This window comes from Cellulomonas sp. Root137, from assembly GCF_001426725.1.
Taxonomy (GTDB): Bacteria; Actinomycetota; Actinomycetes; order Actinomycetales; family Cellulomonadaceae; genus Cellulomonas.
Genome location: NZ_LMFG01000004.1, coordinates 218,445 through 238,378 on the forward strand (window position 1 = coordinate 218,445; position 19,934 = coordinate 238,378).

General features: G+C 73.1%; 23 protein-coding genes. 13 read left to right on the forward strand and 10 right to left on the reverse strand.

What is annotated here, in order from left to right; all coding sequences use genetic code 11:
- Nucleotides 1–3 precede the first annotated feature (3 nt).
- The 3 genes from ASD18_RS18550 to ASD18_RS18560 are packed head-to-tail and all read right to left on the reverse strand — an operon-like array spanning nucleotide 4 to nucleotide 2,114.
- Nucleotides 4–609, reverse strand: coding sequence for a class I SAM-dependent methyltransferase (locus tag ASD18_RS18550; protein WP_056095816.1), 606 nt, complete (start codon nucleotides 607–609; stop codon nucleotides 4–6).
- A gap of 55 nt (nucleotides 610–664) precedes the next feature.
- Nucleotides 665–1,252, reverse strand: coding sequence for a TetR-like C-terminal domain-containing protein (locus ASD18_RS18555; RefSeq protein ID WP_056095820.1), 588 nt, complete (start codon nucleotides 1,250–1,252; stop codon nucleotides 665–667).
- On the reverse strand, nucleotides 1,245–2,114 hold the full coding sequence (locus ASD18_RS18560) for an alpha/beta fold hydrolase (RefSeq protein ID WP_056095823.1): 870 nt from the start codon (nucleotides 2,112–2,114) through the stop codon (nucleotides 1,245–1,247). The genes ASD18_RS18555 and ASD18_RS18560 overlap by 8 nt, the downstream gene beginning before the upstream one ends.
- A gap of 109 nt (nucleotides 2,115–2,223) precedes the next feature.
- Here ASD18_RS18560 and ASD18_RS18565 point away from each other — a divergent pair, with 109 nt between their 5' ends.
- Genes ASD18_RS18565 through ASD18_RS18575 form a run of 3 tightly spaced genes read left to right on the forward strand, consistent with a single transcriptional unit; the run spans nucleotide 2,224 to nucleotide 4,462 of the window.
- Nucleotides 2,224–2,631: an FKBP-type peptidyl-prolyl cis-trans isomerase gene (locus ASD18_RS18565; protein ID WP_082574249.1), complete on the forward strand. Its 408-nt coding sequence runs from the start codon at nucleotides 2,224–2,226 to the stop codon at nucleotides 2,629–2,631.
- Nucleotides 2,632–2,689: 58 nt separating this feature from the next.
- The gene (locus ASD18_RS18570; RefSeq protein WP_056095829.1) at nucleotides 2,690–3,514 is read left to right on the forward strand and encodes a helix-turn-helix domain-containing protein; all 825 of its coding nucleotides are present in this window, start codon (nucleotides 2,690–2,692) and stop codon (nucleotides 3,512–3,514) included.
- A 33-nt stretch (nucleotides 3,515–3,547) separates the two neighbouring features.
- On the forward strand, nucleotides 3,548–4,462 hold the full coding sequence (locus ASD18_RS18575; protein ID WP_056095831.1) for a transglutaminase-like domain-containing protein: 915 nt from the start codon (nucleotides 3,548–3,550) through the stop codon (nucleotides 4,460–4,462).
- Nucleotides 4,463–4,522: 60 nt separating this feature from the next.
- On the opposite strand, the gene ASD18_RS18580 is transcribed toward ASD18_RS18575, so the two are convergent.
- Both ASD18_RS18580 and ASD18_RS18585 read right to left on the reverse strand, forming a co-directional pair.
- Entirely contained in the window at nucleotides 4,523–5,767 is a 1,245-nt protein-coding gene (locus tag ASD18_RS18580; RefSeq protein ID WP_056095834.1) for a D-arabinono-1,4-lactone oxidase, read from the reverse strand.
- Nucleotides 5,768–5,776: 9 nt separating this feature from the next.
- Complete coding sequence (locus ASD18_RS18585; protein WP_056095837.1) at nucleotides 5,777–6,619, reverse strand: CPBP family intramembrane glutamic endopeptidase; 843 nt, start codon at nucleotides 6,617–6,619, stop codon at nucleotides 5,777–5,779.
- A 65-nt stretch (nucleotides 6,620–6,684) separates the two neighbouring features.
- On the opposite strand from ASD18_RS18585, the gene ASD18_RS18590 reads away from it, so the two are divergent.
- Entirely contained in the window at nucleotides 6,685–6,960 is a 276-nt protein-coding gene (locus ASD18_RS18590; protein WP_056095840.1) for a SelT/SelW/SelH family protein, read from the forward strand.
- A 294-nt stretch (nucleotides 6,961–7,254) separates the two neighbouring features.
- Here the strand turns inward: ASD18_RS18590 and msrA are convergent, their stop codons facing one another.
- Nucleotides 7,255–7,923: a peptide-methionine (S)-S-oxide reductase MsrA gene (gene msrA / locus ASD18_RS18595; RefSeq protein ID WP_056095843.1), complete on the reverse strand. Its 669-nt coding sequence runs from the start codon at nucleotides 7,921–7,923 to the stop codon at nucleotides 7,255–7,257.
- Nucleotides 7,924–8,136: 213 nt separating this feature from the next.
- Between msrA and ASD18_RS18600 the strand changes: the two genes are divergently transcribed.
- Genes ASD18_RS18600 through ilvA form a run of 3 tightly spaced genes read left to right on the forward strand, consistent with a single transcriptional unit; the run spans nucleotide 8,137 to nucleotide 11,866 of the window.
- A complete protein-coding gene (locus ASD18_RS18600; RefSeq protein WP_056095847.1) occupies nucleotides 8,137–9,369 on the forward strand; it encodes a cystathionine gamma-synthase in 1,233 nt (410 codons plus the stop codon).
- On the forward strand, nucleotides 9,366–10,667 hold the full coding sequence (locus tag ASD18_RS18605) for an AI-2E family transporter (RefSeq protein WP_082574251.1): 1,302 nt from the start codon (nucleotides 9,366–9,368) through the stop codon (nucleotides 10,665–10,667). Before ASD18_RS18600 ends, ASD18_RS18605 begins: the two co-directional genes overlap by 4 nt.
- A complete protein-coding gene (ilvA, locus tag ASD18_RS18610) occupies nucleotides 10,664–11,866 on the forward strand; it encodes a threonine ammonia-lyase (protein WP_056095850.1) in 1,203 nt (400 codons plus the stop codon). The genes ASD18_RS18605 and ilvA overlap by 4 nt, the downstream gene beginning before the upstream one ends.
- Before the next feature lie 53 nt (nucleotides 11,867–11,919).
- Here the strand turns inward: ilvA and greA are convergent, their stop codons facing one another.
- Nucleotides 11,920–12,405: a transcription elongation factor GreA gene (gene greA, locus ASD18_RS18615; protein ID WP_056095854.1), complete on the reverse strand. Its 486-nt coding sequence runs from the start codon at nucleotides 12,403–12,405 to the stop codon at nucleotides 11,920–11,922.
- 246 nt (nucleotides 12,406–12,651) lie between these two features.
- On the reverse strand, nucleotides 12,652–13,065 hold the full coding sequence (locus ASD18_RS18620; RefSeq protein WP_056095857.1) for a DUF4307 domain-containing protein: 414 nt from the start codon (nucleotides 13,063–13,065) through the stop codon (nucleotides 12,652–12,654).
- A 159-nt stretch (nucleotides 13,066–13,224) separates the two neighbouring features.
- Between ASD18_RS18620 and mca the strand changes: the two genes are divergently transcribed.
- Genes mca through ASD18_RS18635 form a run of 3 tightly spaced genes read left to right on the forward strand, consistent with a single transcriptional unit; the run spans nucleotide 13,225 to nucleotide 15,271 of the window.
- Nucleotides 13,225–14,097, forward strand: coding sequence for a mycothiol conjugate amidase Mca (mca, locus tag ASD18_RS18625; protein ID WP_056095861.1), 873 nt, complete (start codon nucleotides 13,225–13,227; stop codon nucleotides 14,095–14,097).
- Nucleotides 14,094–14,441, forward strand: coding sequence for a hypothetical protein (locus ASD18_RS18630; RefSeq protein ID WP_056095865.1), 348 nt, complete (start codon nucleotides 14,094–14,096; stop codon nucleotides 14,439–14,441). Before mca ends, ASD18_RS18630 begins: the two co-directional genes overlap by 4 nt.
- Entirely contained in the window at nucleotides 14,438–15,271 is an 834-nt protein-coding gene (locus tag ASD18_RS18635) for a carbon-nitrogen hydrolase family protein (protein WP_056095870.1), read from the forward strand. Before ASD18_RS18630 ends, ASD18_RS18635 begins: the two co-directional genes overlap by 4 nt.
- A 3-nt stretch (nucleotides 15,272–15,274) precedes the next feature.
- Here the strand turns inward: ASD18_RS18635 and ASD18_RS18640 are convergent, their stop codons facing one another.
- Entirely contained in the window at nucleotides 15,275–16,006 is a 732-nt protein-coding gene (locus ASD18_RS18640; RefSeq protein ID WP_082574252.1) for a hemolysin III family protein, read from the reverse strand.
- Nucleotides 16,007–16,214: 208 nt separating this feature from the next.
- On the opposite strand from ASD18_RS18640, the gene ASD18_RS18645 reads away from it, so the two are divergent.
- A complete protein-coding gene (locus ASD18_RS18645; protein ID WP_056095872.1) occupies nucleotides 16,215–16,976 on the forward strand; it encodes an isoprenyl transferase in 762 nt (253 codons plus the stop codon).
- A 420-nt stretch (nucleotides 16,977–17,396) separates the two neighbouring features.
- Complete coding sequence (locus ASD18_RS18650; RefSeq protein ID WP_056096473.1) at nucleotides 17,397–18,740, forward strand: PhoH family protein; 1,344 nt, start codon at nucleotides 17,397–17,399, stop codon at nucleotides 18,738–18,740.
- A 47-nt stretch (nucleotides 18,741–18,787) separates the two neighbouring features.
- Here ASD18_RS18650 and ASD18_RS18655 read toward each other — a convergent pair whose 3' ends face one another.
- Nucleotides 18,788–19,249: a MarR family winged helix-turn-helix transcriptional regulator gene (locus ASD18_RS18655; RefSeq protein WP_056095875.1), complete on the reverse strand. Its 462-nt coding sequence runs from the start codon at nucleotides 19,247–19,249 to the stop codon at nucleotides 18,788–18,790.
- A gap of 58 nt (nucleotides 19,250–19,307) precedes the next feature.
- Here ASD18_RS18655 and ASD18_RS18660 point away from each other — a divergent pair, with 58 nt between their 5' ends.
- Nucleotides 19,308–19,925, forward strand: coding sequence for a class I SAM-dependent methyltransferase (locus ASD18_RS18660; protein WP_056095878.1), 618 nt, complete (start codon nucleotides 19,308–19,310; stop codon nucleotides 19,923–19,925).
- Nucleotides 19,926–19,934 lie beyond the last annotated feature (9 nt).

Sequence of the window (19,934 nt, forward strand, 5' to 3'; positions counted from 1 at the left end):
GGATCACGCCGCCAGGCGGAACCGGTACCAGTGCGGTGACGTCCTCGTCAGGGGCCAGCCCAGCCCGGTGGTGTCCGCCGGCTCGGCGGCGATCATGTCCCAGCCCGGGAGCGCCGCCTGGATCTCCGCGCGCGTGACGCCGCCGGTGAGGGACCGCAGCCGCGTGGCCCCGAACTCGAGCATCAGGAGGGTGGCTCGGGGGTTCGCGAGCGCGGAGACTCCTCGGCCCATGGCCGCGCGCTCCTCGGCGTCCAGGTGCTGGAAGCAGCCGACGTCCAGGAAGAAGTCGAACGCGCCCAGGTCGGCGGCCTCCAGCACCGTCACGTCACCCACGACGAAGCGGGCGTCGGACGGTCCGCGCCTCGCCACGTCGATGGCGTGCGAGGCGGTGTCGATCCCGACGACGTCCCAGCCTCGGCGCGCGAGCTCGTGGGTCTTCTGGCCGCGGCCGCACCCGAGGTCGAGCGCGCGACCGGGTGGGTACGGCCGGTCCGCCTCCTCGCGGTCCAGCAGTGCGCCCAGGGTGGACGCAGCCACTCGTCCGTAGTGCTCCCACGGCGCGAAGCCGATCCGGTACGCGAGGCCGTAGCCCGTGCGGACACCCTTCATGGTGGACCCCCTGACGGTGCGTCCACCCATCCCAGCACCGGACCGGCCGCGGGGGCTACCGCACGCTCAGCCGTTCCAGGCCGCCCACCAGCCAGGCGACGAGGAAGTCGAAGCTCTCGTCGACGTCGTCGGGCATGCCGAAGCCGCCCTCCAGCTCCAGGACGACGAACCCGTGCGTCGCGGCGCGGAACGCGCGGACGGCGTCGATGCGCCGCTCGTCGGGCACCCCGAGGGCGGCCACGGCGGTGGACAGCTCGGCGACCGCCTGGGCGCCCGCCTGCTGGACGGCCCCGGCGTCGGGGTCGCGGACCCATGACGTGCCCTGGACGGCCTGGTAGCGGCCGGGGCAGCGACGGGCGAGGTCTCGGGTCGCGTGAGCCATGGCCGGGAGCATGTCGGCGCCGCCGTGCCGCTCCCGGACCCCTTCGAGGGTGTGCACGAAGTCCACGACGCAGACGAGCGCGACCTCCCGGCGCAGGGCGGGCAGGCCCGCGACGTGCTTGTAGAGGCTCGGCACCGCGACGCCGGCGCGAGCGGCCACGGCCGCGAGCGTGAGGTCGGTGAACCCGGTGGGCCCGCCGTCGTCGACCACCGCGAGGGCGAGCTCGACGACGGCGGCCCGGTCGAGTCCGGCCCTAGGCACGGGCGTCCGCGCGCACCTGGAACCGGCCGGCGGCGTCGCGGGGCAGGTCCGCGAGGAACGCGAGCGTGCGCGGGACGACGACCTCGGGGGCCTGGTTCTGCGGGTAGTGGGCGACGTCGGGGATGACGACGACCTCCCCGTCGAGCACGCTGCGCAGCCAGTCCGCCTCGGCCGCGGGGTCGGCGAAGTCGGGGTCGATCGCGCCGACGAAGGCGACCGCGGGCGCGAGGATCTCCGGCACGCGTGCCTCGACCGGGGCGTGGGTGAGCTGGACCGTCAGGTGCCGGAAGGAGCGCAGGTGGGCGGGGTCCGTCATCGCCGCCCGCAGGTCGGCGACGTGCTCGTCGAGCCACGGCGCCTTCGTGCCGCGGTTCAGGTAGCCGCGGTAGTAGGAGGCCCACACCGCGCCGCCCCACGGGCGGGAGAACAGCACCCGCTCGAGGCCGTGCATGACCGCGACGGCGATCGCCGGCATCGGACGCTCGCGCAGGAAGGGGCCGGTCAGGACGAGGCCCGCGACGAGGTCCGGCCGCTCGGCGGCGGCCCAGCCGGCGGCCCCGGCGCCCATGGAGTTGCCGACGAGGACCGCCGGACCGCCGAGGTGCTCGACGAGCGCGAGCGCGTCCTGGCCGGTCACGACGTCGCCGTGGGTCGAGAACGTGGTGTCGGAGTCGCCGTGGCCGCGCAGGTCCATCACGGCGACGCGGTGACCGGTGTCGGCGAGCGGGCCGGTGAGCTCACGCCACGTGCTGCGCAGGTCACCCATGCCCGGGATGAGGACGACGAGCGGGCCGTCCGCGGGCCCGTCGACCGTGTAGGCGATCCGCCCCTCGGGGCGCTGCAGGTGCTGGATGGTCGTCATGGACTAAAAGCTAATGCCATTAGCCAATGCGGTCAACCCCTCGGTTCGGCGTCTGTCGGTCGGGGTTGGCAAGATGGGCGGGCACTGTCATCCACTGAAGGAGTACGTCATGTCCGCAGCGCTGCCCGAGGTCTCGGGTTCCTTCGGCCAGAAGCCGACGCTGACCTTCCCTGACGCTCCGGCGTCGGGTGAGCTCGAGGTCCTGGTCCTGTCCCGCGGCGACGGCGCCCTCGTCGAGGCCGGCGACGACCTCGAGGTGCACTACCTCGGCCAGTCCTGGCAGGGCGGCATCTTCGACAACTCGTACGACCGCGGTTCCTCGATCAGCTTCCCGATCGGCGTCGGCGCGGTCATCGCCGGGTGGGACGAGGCACTCGTCGGCCAGCAGGTCGGGTCGCGCGTGCTCGTCTCGATCCCCTCGCACCTGGGCTACGGCGACCGCGGTGTCCCGCAGGCCGGCATCAAGGGCGGGGACACGCTGGTCTTCGTCGTCGACATCGTCGGCACCAGCAACTGACCCGACGGCGACGGCCCCCTCTGCACCTCGCGGAGGGGGCCGTCGCTATCCTCGGCCCGTGGCGGACGGCGCGGTGACCATCGGCGAGTTCGCGCGCCGGTCGGGGCTCTCGCTCAAGGCCTTGCGGCTGTACGACGCCCGCGGGCTGCTCGAGCCGGTCCGCGTGGACCCGGACAGCGGGTACCGCTACTACGACCTCGGCCAGCTGGACCGGGCGCACACGATCTCGCTGCTCCGGCGGCTCGAGATGCCGCTCGGCACGATCGCCGACGTGCTCGCCGCGAGCAACGGGCAGGCGGCCGCGATCCGGTCCTGGTGGGACGGGCGGCAGCGGGAGCTCACCGAGCGCGGGCCCGAGCTGGACCTGGTCCTGCACGTCCTCGGGGAGCCGGACGCACCCGCCCGGACGGGCCGGTTCGGGGTGGACGACGTCGTGGTGGAGGCGATGGGTCCGCGGACGGTGGCGTCGGTCCGGCACCACGTGCTGCAGGAGGACCTGGTCGCGTCGCTGACATCGGACGTCGTCGAGCTCCGGGCGTTCCTCGACGCGGGAGGCGCCACGTACGGCCCGGAGTTCTGGGTGCTGTTCCACGGGGCGGTGGGCTTCGACGGCGACGGTCCCATCGAGACGTGCGTGCCGTACGAGGGTGCGATCGCGCCCGCCGGCGCCGTCACGCTGCGGGAGGAGCCCGCGCAGATCGTGGCGCACGTCCCGGTGACGGCCGCCGACTGCCGGTACCCCGAGATCATCGGCGCTTACGTCGCGCTGGAGACCTGGTTCGTGTCCCGCGGCCGCGCGCACGGCGGCCCGGAGCGCGAGATCTACCCCGTGCCGTGGTCGGACGAGGGCGTCGTCGTGCACGTCGCCCGGCCGGTCTCTTGACCCTGCCCCTGGGGCAGGCTCCAGGCTGGCCGCATGCCTGAGCTCGCCGACTACGCCGCCCACAGCCGCTACTCCGACCCGGGCCCGCACGCGCCCCTGCTCGCCGCGGTACCCACCGACCCGGGCTCGCTGCACCAGGCGGCCTGCTCGGTGGTCATCCACTACCGGGGCGCGGCGGACCAGCTGGTCCCGGGGCAGGACGCGGACATCGACCTGCGGTGGCTCTCCGACCTGCTCGACGAGTCGCAGCGGCGGTCCGCCGGCCCGCTGACCAGCGCGCGGGAGCCCGCCCAGCAGCTCGCGGGGTGCTGCCGCGATCACACCCTCGTCGCGATCGCGGTGCTGCGTGAGCACGGGATCCCGGCGCGCAGCCGGGTCGGGTTCTCCGGCTACTTCCGCCCCGGGTTCCACCACGACCACGTGGTCGGGGAGTACTGGGACGGGTCGCGCTGGGTGCGGTTCGACCCCGAGCTCGACATGGCCGAGAACTGGTTCGGCTTCGACTCGCACGACATGGCGACAGGGCTCGGAGCGCCCTTCGAGACCGCGGCGGAGGTCTGGCAGGCGCACCGTCGCGACGGGCTCGACGTGTCGAGCTATGGCGTCGACCCCTCGCTGCCGTTCCTGTGCGGGCCGGAGTTCGTGCGGGGCTACGTCGTCACCGAGCTCGCGCACCGTGAGCGCGACGAGCTGCTGCTCTGGGACGTGTGGGGGGACACCCTGCCCGAGACGCCGACGCCCGCCGAGGAGCTCGACCGGCTCGCCGACGAGGTCGCCGAGCTGCTCGTCGCCGCGGACGCCGGGGACGCGTCCGCTGAGGTGAAGCTGGCGGAGCGGTACGCGACCGATCCCCGGCTGCAGCCGGGCAGCTCCGTCCTGACGCTCTCGCCGACCGGGCGCGTCGGGGACGCGGACCTCGAGGCGAGGGTCAACCGCTGGCGGGCGTGACCTGCGCAGCGTCCGAGGAAGCGGGCGTCATAGCGCGCACATCCTCGGACGTTGCGGGTTCTAGCGGACGTGGCGGTCCAGGAAGTCGTTGCGGAAGACGCCGTCGGGGTCCGTGCGCGCGACGAGTGAGCGGAAGTCGTCCCAGCGCGGGTACAGGCGGGCGAGGTCGCGGCCCGCGTCGGCGAAGAGCTTGCCCCAGTGCGGGCGCGCGCCGAACGGGGCCAGCGCGGCCTCGATCGTCGGCAGGAGGGCCTCGACCTCGGGCTGGCGCGGCTGCCAGGTGAAGTGCAGGCCGACGCGGTCGCCGCCCTCGGCGGTGGACAGCCACAGGTCGTCGCCGGCGATCGTGCGGACCTCGGTGACCTGCAGCAGCGGCGCGATCCGGTCGCTCAGAGCGCGGATCGCCTCCAAGGCTGCGACCGCGTGGGCGCGCGGGACCAGGTACTCCGACTGGAGCTCGTCGCCGTTGCTCGGCGTGAAGTCCATGCGGAAGTGCGGCAGGCGGTCGTGCCACGGGCCGGGCTCGCCCAGCTGCGCGGTGCAGTTGACGGGGTCGATGCCGGGCAGCGGGTGGCGGGGGCCGTCGGCCGGGGTCGCGCCGAACAGCTCGGTGCGCAGCCGGTAGCCCGGCGTGACGCGCGTCTTGCGCCAGACCTGCGCGATCGTGTCGCCGGTCCAGTCGGTGAAGAGGCTCACCGAGTCGGCGCTGCTCGTCAGCTCGTCGAGGTGCTCCAGCGCGGCCGCCCACGGCAGGCCGAGGTGCACCTCCTGGGCGACGTCGAACGTGGGCTCGATGTCCAGCGTCACGCGTGTGGCCACGCCCAGCGCACCGAGCGCGACCACCGAGCCGGCGAAGTCGTCGTCGCCGCGGCGGACCGTCCGGATCGCGCCGTCGGGTCCGACGAGCTCGAGGGCGGCCACCGCGGCCGCGAGGTTCCGGCTCCGGTCGCCCGAGCCGTGCGTGGCCGTGGCGACCGCACCGGCCACGGAGATGTGCGGCAGGGACGCGAGGTTGTGCACCGCCCAGCCGGCCGGGTGCAGGTGCTGCGCGAGCGTGCCGTACCGGGTTCCGGCGGTGACCGTCACGGTCCGCGCGTCCGCGTCGATCTCCGGCGCAGTCTCCAGGCCGTCCAGGACGACGAGGGCGGCGGGGTCGTCGGCGAGGTCGTTGAAGCAGTGCCGGGTGCCCAGGGCGCGGATCCTGGGAGCGCCCGCAACCAGCTCCTGCAGCTCCTCGACCGAGCCCGGGTGGTGCACGACTCCCGCGCGGTACGTGTAGTTCCCGGCCCAGTTCGTCAGCGTCACCGGTCCAACCTACGACCCGGGGGCGGTGACGAAGATGTCGAACAGGCTCGGGTGGTGCGCGTGCACGAGCACCAGGAACACGATGAGGTCGAACAGCAGGTGCACGGCCACGACGTAGCTCAGCGAGGACGTCCGGCGGAAGATCCAGCCCTGGATCAGGGCGAACGGGATGGTCAGCAGCGGACCCCACTCGCGGTAGCCCAGCTCCCACAGGAACGACACGAACACCGTCGCCTGCAGCACGTTGGCCAGCCAGAACGGGAAGTGCGGCCGCAGCAGGGCCAGCACCACGCAGATGAAGAACAGCTCGTCCCAGATGCCCACCGCGTTGACCCCGACGAACAGCCGCGCGATGTCCCCGGACCCGTCCAGGTCGGGCCAGTTCTGCCACACGCCTGAGCCGAGGAAGTACGCAGGGAGGATCAGGTACGCCGCGATCGCGACCGCCACGAGGTAGAGCGCCTGCCAGCGGTCCCAGCGTCGGCCCGTGCGCACGGGGAAGTGGATCTTGTCGTCGTGGAAGACCCTGCTGGAGAGGAGTGTCGGCACGACGACGGCCAGGCCGAGCGCGACCGTGAACCTGAGCATGCCCACGTTGGACAGGTCGGCCTTCAGGGAGATCGTGCTGATGATCGCCTGGCCGAGGGCGATGAGGGCGAGGTCCCTGCCCAGCCGCCGGTCGACGGCGAGCCCGAGCGCGACGCCGAGCACCAGCGGCAGGTAGCCGAGTGGCCGCACGTGGACCGCGAACAGGAGCACCGCGGCTCCGCAGACCAGGACGGCGGCGAGCACGCGTCCGGCAGTGTGGAGGGTCGGCCTCGGGATGTCGACGGCGGGGACTACGTCGTGCACGGTCAGCCTCCAGGGGGTGGACCTGAAGTCTGTCTGGTCACCGCGCGCTGGGCGACACTTGCGCGATGGACCTCCCGCGCGTCGCGATCACCTACTGCACGCAGTGCCGCTGGCTCCTGCGGGCCGCCTGGTACCAGCAGGAGCTGCTGACCACCTTCCACCGGGAGCTCGGGGAGGTGGCGCTGCGGCCGGCGACCGGGGGTGTGTTCCGGGTCGAGGTGGACGGCGCGCTGGTGTGGGACCGGGGCGAGCGGGGTGGGTTCCCGGACCTGCCGGAGCTGAAGCGGCTGGTGCGGGACCTGGTGGCGCCCGACAAGCCGCTGGGGCACTCGGAGGGCTGACCCGTCGGACATACCTGGACATACGTGCAGGTGGACCGGGGTCCAGCGCCCGATGGACAGTCGTAGACGGGTCGCGGCGGGCGTCGATACGTTCGCCGCGGACCGGCAGGGGGAGCGACCCGGTCGGTCCGCCAAGGACGACGCCGAGGGTGGCAGGCCGGGACGACGGGGACCCTGGCAGGCCCCATGGCGGGTGGGTGGCCGACAGCGGGGGCACGTCGGCCACCCACCCGCGCATCGACCGACGGGTGCGCCCCGCTCGCGACGGAGGCCGGCGAGCGGGGCGCGTCGAGGTCAGGCCCCGGTCGGACGCGGGCAGGAGACGCCCGTGCCGCCCAGTCCGCAGTACCCGTTCGGGTTCTTGTCGAGGTACTGCTGGTGGTAGCCCTCGGCGTAGTAGAACCTGCCCGCATCCTCGGCCGACCGGATCTCCGTGGTGATCTCGCCGAAGCCGGACCGGGTGAGCCGCGGCTGGTACTCGTCGCGCGTGGTGCGCGCGGCGAGCTCCTGCTCGGGCGTCGTGGTGTAGACCGCCGAGCGGTACTGGGTGCCGACGTCGTTGCCCTGCCGGTAGCCCTGCGTCGGGTCGTGCGACTCCCAGAAGGTGCGCAGCAGGTCGCCGGCCGAGACGACCGTCGGGTCGTAGGCGACCATCACCATCTCGGTGTGCCCGGTCAGGGCGGTGCAGGTCTCCTCGTAGGTGGGGAAGGGCGTGAACCCACCCTGGTAGCCGACCGCCGTCGTCACCACGCCGGGGATCGTCCAGAAGGTGCGCTCGGCGCCCCAGAAACAGCCCATCGCGACGTAGAGGACCTCGGTGCCGTCGGGCCACGGGCCCTGGAGCGGGGTGCCGAGGACGGTGTGGGTCGTCGGGATGGAGTAGGGGTAGCGGTCGCGTCCCGCCAGAGCCTTCTCGGGGGCCACCATCGTGGTCTTGAGGGCAGATCCAAACAGCCAGTTCATGGTCGTGATCCTCTCCGGGAGCCCGGTTGGTCACCTGGGTCCTCCCGCGATCTGCAACGGTGCGCACCCGCTCGGTGTTCCCGCCCACGTGGCGATCTCTTGACCGAACCAATACCAGACCGAGAGCGCACGATCACATGACCGGGAGCGCACCCGGAGCGCACCTGGAGCGCCCGAGCGGCAGTTCGGACGTGAGCGCCTAGCCTGGGACCCGTGACGAACCACGCGCACCCCCACGACGACGACTGGGCCTCCGCAGGCTTCTCGACCCGCGCCATCCATGCAGGTCAGGACCCGGACCCCACCACCGGGGCGGTCGTCCCGCCCATCTACGCGACCTCGACGTACAAGCAGGACGGCGTCGGCGGGCTGCGGGGCGGGTACGAGTACTCGCGCTCGGCCAACCCGACCCGCACCGCGCTGGAGTCGGCGCTCGCCGCGGCCGAGGGGGGAGCGGCGGGCTTCGCGTTCTCCTCGGGCCTCGCGGCGGAGGACACGCTGCTGCGCGCGGCCCTGCGCCCCGGCGACCACGTCGTCGTCCCGAACGACGCCTACGGCGGCACGTACCGCCTGATCGCGCGCGTCTTCGGGCCGTGGGGCATCGAGCACACGCCGGTCGACCTGTCGGACCCCGACGCGGTGCTCGCCGCGATCCAGCCGGGCCGCACCAAGGTGGTCTGGGTCGAGACGCCCACGAACCCGCTGCTGGGCATCGCGGACATCGCGGTGCTGGCCGCGCACGCCCGCGCGGCGGGGGCGCTGCTCGTCGTCGACAACACCTTCGCGACGCCGTACCTGCAGCAGCCGCTCGCGCTCGGTGCGGACGTCGTCGTGCACTCGACCACCAAGTACATCGGCGGGCACTCGGACGTGGTCGGCGGTGCGCTCGTCGTCGCCGACGGTGCGCAGCTTCCGGTGGGGCTCGACGGTCCGACAGGGACGACGAACCTGGCCGACGCCGTGCGGTTCCACCAGAACGCGTCCGGCGCGGTCGCGGGGCCGTTCGACGCGTGGCTGACCCTGCGGGGGCTCAAGACGCTCGCCGTGCGGATGGACCGGCACGAGAGCAACGCCCGGGCCGTCGCGGAGTTCCTTGAGGGGCACGACGCCGTCACGTCCGTGATCTACCCGGGCCTGGAGAGCCACCCCGGGCACGAGGTCGCCGCGCGCCAGATGAGCGGCTTCGGCGGCATGGTCTCGTTCCGCACCGGCAGCGAGTCGTCGGCGCTGGCGTTCTGCGGTGCCACCCACGTGTTCACGCTCGCCGAGTCGCTGGGCGGGGTCGAGTCGCTGGTCGAGCACCCGCACAAGATGACCCACGGGTCGGTGGCGGGGACCGCGCTCGAGGTGCCCGACGACCTGGTGCGCCTGTCGGTGGGCATCGAGGACGTCGCCGACCTGATCGCCGACCTCGACGCCGCGCTGGCCGCCGGGCGCGACGCGTGAGCGCCCCGGTCGAGACCGCCAAGCCCGTCGGCGACCAGGCGGTGCCGCCGTCCGTGCGCAACGCGGCCGCGTGGTCGTGGCGGCTGCTGCTCATCGGCGCGGCGCTCGCGGTGCTGCTCTGGCTGCTGAGCGAGCTCAAGGTCGTCGTCGTCCCCATCGCGGTGGCCCTGCTGCTCACGGTCCTGCTGGCGCCGTTCGTCGGCTGGATCCAGCGCAGGACGCGCATGCCGCGGGTCGCGGCCGTGGGGATCGCGCTCGTCGGGCTGATCGTCGTGGTGGCCGGCCTGCTGACGCTCGCGGGACGGTCGATCGTCAAGGGCTTCGGCGAGCTGTGGGACCAGGCCGCGCAGGGCATCGACAAGCTGACCACGTGGCTGGCCGAGGGCCCGCTGCAGCTGACGACCGCCGACATCTCGGGCTGGATGGACCGGATCCAGGGGTCGCTCAGCGGCGGCAGCTCCGAGCTGGTCTCGGGGGCGCTGCACGCGACGACGACCGTGGCGCACGTCGCGGCCGGCGCGCTGATCGCCCTGTTCTGCACGTTCTTCTTCCTGCTCGACGGCCGCACCATCTGGGCGTGGGTCGTCGGCCTGCTCCCGCGCGGGTCCCGCGAGCACGTGCACCAGGCCGGTCGTCGCGGGCTCGTCACGCTCGGTGCGTACACGCGGACGCAGATCCTCGTGGCCGCCGTCGACGCCGTCGGCATCGGGCTCGGCGCGGCGATCCTGCAGGTGCCGCTCGCCCTGCCGCTGGCCGTGCTGGTGTTCCTCGGGTCGTTCATCCCGATCGTGGGCGCCGTCGTCACCGGCTCGGTCGCGATCCTCGTGGCGCTCGTGTCGAACGGGCCGGCGTCGGCCATCTGGATGCTCGCCGTGGTGGTGCTCGTGCAGCAGCTGGAGGGCCACGTGCTCCAGCCGTTCCTCATGGGCCACGCCGTCTCGCTCCACCCGGTCGCGGTCCTGCTGTCGGTGGCGGCGGGCTCGTTCGTCGCCGGGATCGTGGGCGCGCTGTTCGCCGTGCCGATCGCCGCGACCCTGAACACCGTGCTCCTCTACCTGCACGGGCACGACAAGTTCCCGCAGCTGGGCACCGCCGACCACGTGCCTGTGCGCGGCCGAGGGCATCCGGTGCTCGACCGTTCCATCGCGCAGGTGGCCGAGGCGACGTCGGAGCGGGTCGCCACGCAGGCGGAGGCCGCGGACCGTGCCGACCGCGACGCGCCCGCTCCGGTGGTGGGCACCGAGGCCGACGACGCCGGCGAACCAGGCGGTCCGACCTCGCCGCCGGACCCCCGATGACCGGTCTGGCCGACGTCCGCGCCGCGGCCGCGCTGCTCGACGGTGTCGCGGACCGCACGCCGGTGCAGCTGAGCCGCGCCCTCTCGCAGGTGTGCGGCGCCGAGGTCTGGCTCAAGTGCGAGAACCTGCAGCGCGCCGGCTCCTTCAAGCTGCGGGGCGCCTACGTGCGGATGGCTCGGCTCTCCCCGCAGGAGCAGGCGCGGGGGGTGGTCGCGGCGAGCGCCGGCAACCACGCGCAGGGCGTCGCGCTCGCGGCCCGGATGCTGGGGCTGACGGCGGTCGTGTTCATGCCGGCGGACGCGGCGCTGCCCAAGATCGCGGCGACGCGGGACTACGGCGCCCGGGTCGAGCTGGTCGGCGCCTCCGTCGACGAGGCCCTGGTGCACGCGCGCGAGTACGCCGAGCGCACCGGCGCGGTCCTCATCCACCCGTTCGACCACGAGGACGTCGTCGCGGGTCAGGGCACCATCGCCCTCGAGATCGTCGAGCAGGTGCCGGACGTCGCCACCGTGATCGTGCCCATCGGGGGTGGCGGCCTGGCGGCCGGGGTGGTCGCCGCCCTCGCGGAGCTGCGCCCGGACGTGCGGGTGATCGGCGTCCAGGCCGCCCGCGCGGCCGCCTACCCGGCGTCGCTCGCCGCGGGTCACCCGATCCCGGCGCCGGAGCTGCGGACCATGGCCGACGGGATCGCCGTCGGGATGCCGGGGTCGGTGCCGTTCGAGATCCTCTCCTCGCACCACGTCGAGGTGCAGTGCGTCTCGGAGGAGGACCTCTCGCGCGCGCTCCTGCTCCTCGCGGAGCGCGCCAAGATGCTGGTCGAGCCCTCGGGGGCGGCGGCCGCGGCTGCCCTGATGGCCGGGGTCGGGCCGCTCACGGGTCCGGTGGTCGCCATCCTGTCCGGCGGGAACATCGACCCGCTGGTCCTCATGCGCGTGGTCCGGCACGGACTGGCCTCCGCGGGGCGGTTCCTGCAGCTGCAGGTGCGGATCGACGACACCCCGGGTGCGCTCGCGGACCTGCTGCGCGCGCTGGCCGACACCGGCGGGAACGTCATGCACGTGTCGCACGCCCGCACGGTGGGCGACCTCCAGCTCGATGAGGTCGCGATCGTGGTGCAGGTGGAGACCAAGGGGCCGGACCACTGCGAGTACGTGCTCCAGCACCTCCGCGAGGCGGGCTACCGGCTGACGGACGGCTGAGACGCGAACGAGGCGCCACCCCCGAGGGGATGGCGCCTCGTGAGCGTGGTGCGTCAGCCCGCGAAGGGCTTCGCGTCGGTGATCTCGACGGGGATCTCACGCCCGTTGGGCGCGAGGTACGTGGTCGAGTCGCCGATCTTGGACCCGTTGATCGCGGCACCGAGCGGCGAGGTGGGGGAGAAGACCTCGATGTCGGACGTCCCGGCGATCTCGCGGGAGCCGAGCAGGAACACCATCTCGTCGCCGGCCACGAGCGCGGTCACGACCATGCCGGGCTCGACGACGCCGTCGTCCGGCGGGGTCCCGATCTGGACGTTGCGCAGCTTCTCCTTGAGCTCCCGGATGCGAGCGGCCTGCTTGGCCTGCTCCTCACGAGCGGCGTGGTAGCCGCCGTTCTCCTTGAGGTCACCCTCGTCGCGGGCTGCGGCGATGCGTTCGATGACCTCGGCGCTGCCCTCGCCCTCGAGGTGCGCGAGCTCGGCCGTGAGGCGGTCGTAGGCCTCCTGGGTCAACCATGTGGCCGCAGTCGTATCGGTCACGATCGCTCCTTTCCTGACGTGTGCCGGACGTGCCGGTCTGCGCTGCCCCGGGGGGAGCAGCGCACGGCAGTCCGAGCGGGCGGACGCATCGAGGGACGCGTCCGGTGTGCGGGTACTGAGGGGTGCTACCGCCGCTCCCCGCTCGTTCTGGACGCCAGTCGTGGCGCCGGACCGGGGCGGCGGTGAAACGAACAGGATAGCAAGGACGGGCAGACGCAGGCCCCGTTCTGCCGCAGAACGGCGGCGTCAGGGCTGCTCGACCAGCTCGCAGGGCTCCACGGTCCCGCTCACCGCGAGCTCGGTCGTCTGCACGGTCGCCGTCACGCGACGGGTCGCCGAGTCGGCCGGTCCCACCTCGATGGTCCGGACGCCGACCTGGCCGTACGACTCCGACAGCGCGGTGACCGTGCACGCCACGGTCGACTCCTTCGGCTTGGTCACCTCGAACGTCACCTCGATGGCGGTCGAGTCCTCGACGTGGAACCCGACGTCCTTCCAGGACACCGGCTGGCCGGCCATGTTCAGCCCGATCCAGATCACCAGCGTCGCGCCGAGCACCGCGGCGGCGACCAGCCCGAGGCGGCCCCGCCGGACGGACCGCGCCGTGGGCTCGGGTCCGTAGCGCCCGGCCGGTGGGCGGGTGGTGGGCGACTCGGTCACGGAGCTCCTCGTGCTGGACGCGCGGCGCGCGCTCGGTGGCGCGACGAAGGCGCCGGGTAGGCGATCATTGTCTCTCGTCCAACCACCCGCCCGTGCCGAGCGGACCGCGACTCCGCGGACCCGGCGGGCCATCGGCGGGCGACCGACGGGAGGCCCGAGGTGACCGGAGAGCCGCTGCGCCTGATGGCGGTGCACGCCCACCCCGACGACGAGTCGAGCAAGGGTGCCGCGACCACGGCGAAGTACGTGGCCGAGGGCGTCGACGTCCTGGTCGTCTCGTGCACGGGTGGAGAGCGCGGCGACGTGCTCAACCCGCAGCACCCGCCGGTCGAGGGCGGCCTGGACGGGATGCGCGAGTACCGGCGCCACGAGATGGCGGCCGCCGCGGCCGCGCTCGGCGTGCAGCACCGCTGGCTGGGTTTCGTCGACTCCGGGCTGCCCGAGGGCGACCCGCTGCCGCCGCTGCCCGAGGGGTGCTTCGCGCTGGTCCCGCTGGAGGAGGCGTCGGCCCCTCTGGTCCAGCTGGTGCGCGAGTTCCGGCCGCACGTCATCACCACGTACGACCCGTCGGGCGGCTACCCGCACCCCGACCACATCATGTGCCACAGGGTCTCGATGGAGGCGTTCGACGCGGCAGGCGACCCGGACCGCTACGTCGGCCTGGGCGAGCCGTGGACGCCGTCGAAGCTCTACTACAACCACGGCTTCTCGCTCGCGCGCATGCGGGCCGTCCACGATGCCATCGTCGCCGCCGGTCGCGAGTCCCCGTTCGGTGACTGGCTCGACTCCCGTCAGGCGCGCGAGGTGCCCGAGCGCGAGGTGACCACGCGCATCGAGTGCTCGGAGTACTTCGGCCAGCGCGACGACGCGCTGCGGGCGCATGCCACGCAGATCGACCCGGACGGCTTCTTCTTCGCGGTCCCGCGCGAGCTCGAGGTCGCCCAGTGGCCCACCGAGGAGTACGAGCTGGCCGGCACGCGCGTGCCCGTCACGCTCCCCGAGGACGACCTGTTCGCCGGGCTGCGGTCATGATCGCCGTCCTGCTTGCCGCACCGAGCCCCAGCCCGTCGGACGTCACCATCGACGGGACGCCGGTCGGGTCGCCCGGGTTCCTCGGCTTCGTGTTCACGTTCGCGCTCGCGATCGCGGTCGTGTTCCTGTTCCTGTCGCTGACCAAGCAGCTGCGCATCGTCGACCGGCGGGCCAAGGCGCTGGGGCTCGACGACGACGAGGACGACCGGTCGGCCGGGCCGCACGCCGACCTCGGCCTCGTGGACGCCGGCGCGGCCGGGCCGGCCCTGGAGGTCGACGCCGACGTCGAGGTCGCGCCCAAGGACGTGCACCCCGACGACGAGCCCGGCGGGACGACCCGGTGAGCTCCGCCCCGGCGCCCCCGCAGCGACCGTCGGTGCGCGTGACCGTGGCGCAGCTGCAGGTCAGCGACGACCACACCGCCAACCGCCAGGTGGTCGAGGACGCGTTCCGCACCGCGGCGCGGAGCAGCGCAGACCTGCTGGTGGTGCCGGAGTACGCCTCGGGCTTCGACCCCCGCGGCGTCGGCTCCGAGCACGCGGAGCCGATCGACGGACCGTTCGTGACGATGCTTCGCGACCGGGCGAGGTCGACGGGCGTGGCGGTGCTGGCGGGGACCACCCTCCCGGCCGAGGGCGGCGACGACCGCGCGGTGAACGCGGTCGTGGCCGTGGACGGTGCCGGGGAGCTGGCCGGGGTCTACCGCAAGGTGCACCTGTACGACGCGTTCGGGCAGCGGGAGTCGGACCGGCTGGTGCCCGGTCCCGTGGACGCCCCTCCGCTCGTGCTCGAGATCGGCGGGCTGACCTTCGGGGTGCTGACCTGCTACGACCTGCGGTTCCCGGAGTCCGCACGTCGACTCGTGGACGCGGGCGCGCAGGTGCTCGTCGTGCCCGCCGCCTGGGCCGCCGGGGAGCTCAAGGCGATGCACTGGCGCACGCTGGCGATCGCCCGGGCCATCGAGAACACCGCCGCCGTGGTGGCCGTCGGGCAGGCCGGCAAGGGGGTCACCGGGCGCTCGCTCGTCGTGGCGCCCGACGGCGTGGTCGGGCTGGAGATGGACGAGAAGCCGCAGGTGCGGACCGTGGACCTGGACGGCGCGGCGCTGCTGCGCGTCCGGGAGCAGAACCCGTCGCTGGCCAACCGCCGGTACACGGTCGTGCCCGTGGCCTGAGGCTCAGGCGGAGCCGTAGGACGCGATCGACACCGCGACGTAGTGGCACCCGTAGCCGACCACGGTGAGCACGTGGAAGATCTCGTGGAACCCGAACCACCGCGGGCTCGGGTTGGGCCGCTTGGTGCCGTAGACGATCGCGCCGACCGTGTACGCGAGCCCTCCGCCGGCGATGAGCAGGACGATCGCGAGCCCGCCCGACCGGTAGAACTCGGGGAAGAACCAGACGGCCACCCAGCCGAGCGCCACGTACACGGGCACGTAGACCCACCGCGGTGCGCCCAGCCAGAAGATGCGCGCCAGCGTCCCGATCAGGGCGCCGGTCCACACGACGATGAGCAACGTGCGCGCAGTGTCCGCCGGCAGCAGGAGGACCGACAGCGGGGTGTAGGTGCCCGCGATGATCAGGAAGATGTTGGTGTGGTCCAGTCGGCGCAGGACGGCGGAGGTCCGGGGGGACCAGTGCCCGCGGTGGTAGACCGCGCTGGTGCCGAACAACATGATGGCGGTGAGCCCGAACACCGCCGTGGACCACTTCGCCGTCGGCGTCGGGGAGAGCACGACGAGCACGATCGACGCGACGATCACGAACGGTGTGACGCCCGCGTGGATCCAGCCCCGCAGGTGCGGCTTGATGCTCTCGGCGACCCGCTCGACGAGCCCGTCCGGCTCGTCGTGACCGCCCAGGGCCGTTCCCGGCTGCTGTCCTGGAGCGGACGCGGGGGTGGAGCTCATGGAACGGTCTCTCTTCGTCAGCGGGGAACCTACGACTCCGTAGGTTACGACACCGTAGGTAGGGGTGTCGAACCCGTGCCGGCACCCCGCCGAACGTACCGCGCGCGCGGCGCGAGCACCTCCGCCTGCGGCGGACGACCGGGCCCGCGGGGCACGCTCGGCGAGTACGGTGAGCGGGTTCCGGTCGCCTGAACCCGAAGGAGTGCGCGTGCGTCTGCCCCGTCCGCTCTACGGGCTGTACGAACGCCAGCTCGCGGCGTCGCTCCCCAAGGACGGGCTCCCGCGCCACGTCGGCGTCATCCTCGACGGCAACCGGCGCTGGGCGCGCAGCGTGGGCGAGTCGACGCGGCACGGGCACCAGGCCGGCGCCGACAAGATCGCCGACCTGCTCGAGTGGAGCGAGGACATCGGCGTCGAGGTGGTCACCCTGTGGATGCTCTCCACGGACAACCTCTCCCGGGGCGCGGACGAGCTCGAGCAGCTGCTCGCGATCATCGAGGACGCGGTCGGTGCGCTCGCCGCGACCGGGCGCTGGCGGATCCAGGCCGTGGGCGCGCTCGACCTGCTCCCCGACCACACGGTCAAGGCGCTCGTCTCGGCCCAGGACGCCACCGCCGGCGTCGTCGGCCTGCACGTCAACATCGCCGTCGGGTACGGGGGGCGGCGCGAGATCGCGGACGCCGTGAAGTCGTTCCTGCGCAAGCACGCGGAGGCCGGGTCCAGCCTGGACGAGCTCGCCGAGGCGTTCGACGTGGAGCACATCGCCGAGCACCTGTACACGAAGGGCCAGCCGGACCCCGAGCTGGTGATCCGGACCTCGGGGGAGCAGCGGCTCGGCGGCTTCCTGCTCTGGCAGAGCGCGCACTCGGAGTTCTACTTCTGCGAGGCCTACTGGCCCGACTTCCGCCGCGTGGACTTCCTCCGTGCGGTCCGCGCCTACGCCGCCCGGGAGCGGCGCGGCGGGCGCTGACTCCGTCCGGGTTAATTGTGTCGGGGGCCGACGAGCCTCCCGCGGCCCCGACAGCCGCCCTCACCTGGGGTTCTGCTGCGTACTGCTGATCGGCGGCCGGGACCGCCAGGTGAACAGCGTGTAACCACTTCGCGTGTCGTGGTGGTGGCGTCGGACCTCGGGCTTATGTTCCGCCGTAGAGGACAGCGACCGTTGTCCCCGGGAGGCCAGCCCATGGAGCATCCGCTCCGGGAGGAGGGCCGGATCCGGCCCTCTGTTCCCGGAGGGGCCGACCGCCCCCGTCCCGTCGCCGTACGTCGGTGCGTGGTCCTGCTCTGGCAGGACGCCGGTGTCCGGTGCCCGTCACGGCGCACGTAGCGCCGGAGGGAGCCTGCCGTGGTCAGCAAGGCGCAGAACGACCCCCAGTCCACGACCGACCAGCTGGACGTCCACACGGCCGATGGCCGCAAGACCCACGTGCTCGACACCTCGGTGCTCCTCTCAGACCCGCGGGCGATCCTGCGGTTCGCGGAGCACGACGTCGTCCTCCCCGTCGTCGTCATCACGGAGCTCGAGGGCAAGCGGCACCACGCCGAGCTCGGCTACTTCGCCCGGTCCGCGCTGCGGATGCTCGACGACCTGCGGATCGAGCACGGCCGGCTCGACACCCCGATCCCGCTGAACGACGAGGGCGGCACCCTGCGGGTCGAGCTCAACCACACGGACTCCTCCGTGCTCCCGGACGGCTTCCGCCTGGGCGACAACGACACCCGGATCCTCGCCGTCGCGGCCAACCTGGCGGCCGAGGGGCGGGACGTCATCGTCGTCTCGAAGGACCTCCCGATGCGCGTCAAGGCGTCGGCCGTGGGGCTGTGCGCGGAGGAGTACCGCGCCGAGCTGGCCGTCGACTCCGGCTGGACGGGCATGGACGCCCTCGACCTGGCCGAGCAGCAGATGGCGGCGCTCTGGGAGCACGAGTCGGTGCCCCTGGCTGAGGTCGCGAGCGGCTTCAGCGGGGGGAACCAGACCCCCAACGACATGCTCTGCCACACCGGCGTCGTCCTGCACAGCCCGCGCGGGTCGGCCCTCGGCCGGGTGACCGCGGACAAGCACGTGCAGCTGGTCCGCGGCGACCAGGACGTGTTCGGCCTGCACGGCCGCAGCGCGGAGCAGCGGATCGCGATCGACCTGCTGCTCGACGAGGAGATCGGCATCGTCTCGCTCGGCGGGCGCGCGGGCACCGGCAAGTCGGCGCTCGCCCTCTGCGCCGGCCTGGAGGCGGTGCTGGAGCGTCGGCAGCACCGCAAGGTCATGGTGTTCCGTCCCCTGTACGCGGTCGGTGGCCAGGACCTCGGCTACCTGCCCGGGAGCGCCGACGAGAAGATGAACCCCTGGGCGCAGGCCGTCTTCGACACCCTCGGGGCGCTGGTGTCCAAGGAGGTCGTCGAGGAGATCATGGACCGCGACATCCTCGAGGTCCTGCCGCTCACCCACATCCGCGGGCGCTCGCTGCACGACGCGTTCGTGATCGTCGACGAGGCGCAGTCTCTCGAGCGCAACGTCCTGCTCACCGTGCTGTCCCGGATCGGGCAGAGCTCGCGGGTGGTGCTCACCCACGACGTGGCCCAGCGCGACAACCTGCGCGTCGGCCGGCACGACGGGGTCGCCGCGGTGATCGAGGCGCTCAAGGGCCACCCGCTGTTCGCGCACATCACGCTCACGCGCTCGGAGCGGTCGCCCGTCGCGGCGCTCGTCACCGAGCTGCTGGAGGGCATCGAGGTCTGAGCGGCCTCCGGACGCCCGGGCTCCCTGCACGCAGGGGGCCCGGGCGTTCAGCTGTGCCGGTGTGCCGCGTCCAGCTCCCGGACCAGAGCGCCGAGCCCGACGCGGAGCGCGTGCCGCTCCTGCTCCGTCAGCCCGGCGAGCAGCCGGCCGTGGTGCTCCCGGAGCTCTGCGCCCACGCGCTCGGCGACGTCGCTGCCCTGCGCGGTGAGCTCCAGGCGGTACAGGCGACGGTTGTCGGCCTGGCGCTCCCGCCGCAGCCACCCGCGCCCCTCCATCCCGGCGGCGAGCCGGCTGACCGTGCTCTTCTCCAGCCCCATCCGGTCGGCGAGCTCCTGCTGCGACAGGGGCCCGGCGGCGGCCAGCTCGCCGAGCGCGAACGTCTCGGACATCGAGAGCCGCACGCCGGCGTGCTCGTGGGGCGTCTGGACCGACTCCAGCAGGCCGCTCGTGCGCGCGAGCTGCTGGAAGAACCGGCTCAGGTCGTCGTCAGGAAAGGTTGTGTTGTACAACTGTTGCGCCTACTGTCGTCGTAAGAGTTGTGACGCACAACTGTAGGGGAGAAGCTCCATGACCGACACCGACCACCACCAGCACGGGCGTGGCCGTCTGCACGGCCGCCTGACCCCGCACGGCCACGGGATGGGGCCGATGAACGACCCAGGCCGGTACGAGCGCGTCTCCGGTCACCTGTCAGGCCGGCTCTACCGTCGCGTCGCCCGCGACGTCGCTGCCCTGCGGCTCCCCGCCGGAGCGCGCGTCCTCGACGTCGGCACCGGACCCGGGACGATGCCGCGTCGCATCGCCGAGTCCGCTCCCGGGCTCAGGATCGACGCGATCGACGTCTCGACCGAGATGATCGCCTGGGCGCAGCAGAGAGCGACGCCCGGCGTGACCTTCGCGGTCGCCGACGTCGCGGAGCTGCCCTGGCCCGACGCCACCTTCGACGTCGTCGTGTCCACCCTCAGCCAGCACCACTGGGCCGACGTGGACGCGGGCCTGCGGGAGGTTCGACGGGTGCTCCGGCCCGGCGGGCAGGCGTGGGTCTACGACGTCCGGTGGGCGCTCCCGCAGGAGGAGTCCGTGGCCGCGTCGCTCGGGACCGGCACGTCCGTCGTGCGCGAGCGACGGCTCGCCCGCACGTCGTGGCTGAACCCCGTCGGTCGCCTGGTGCTGCGTCCCGTCTGACCCGTGGGC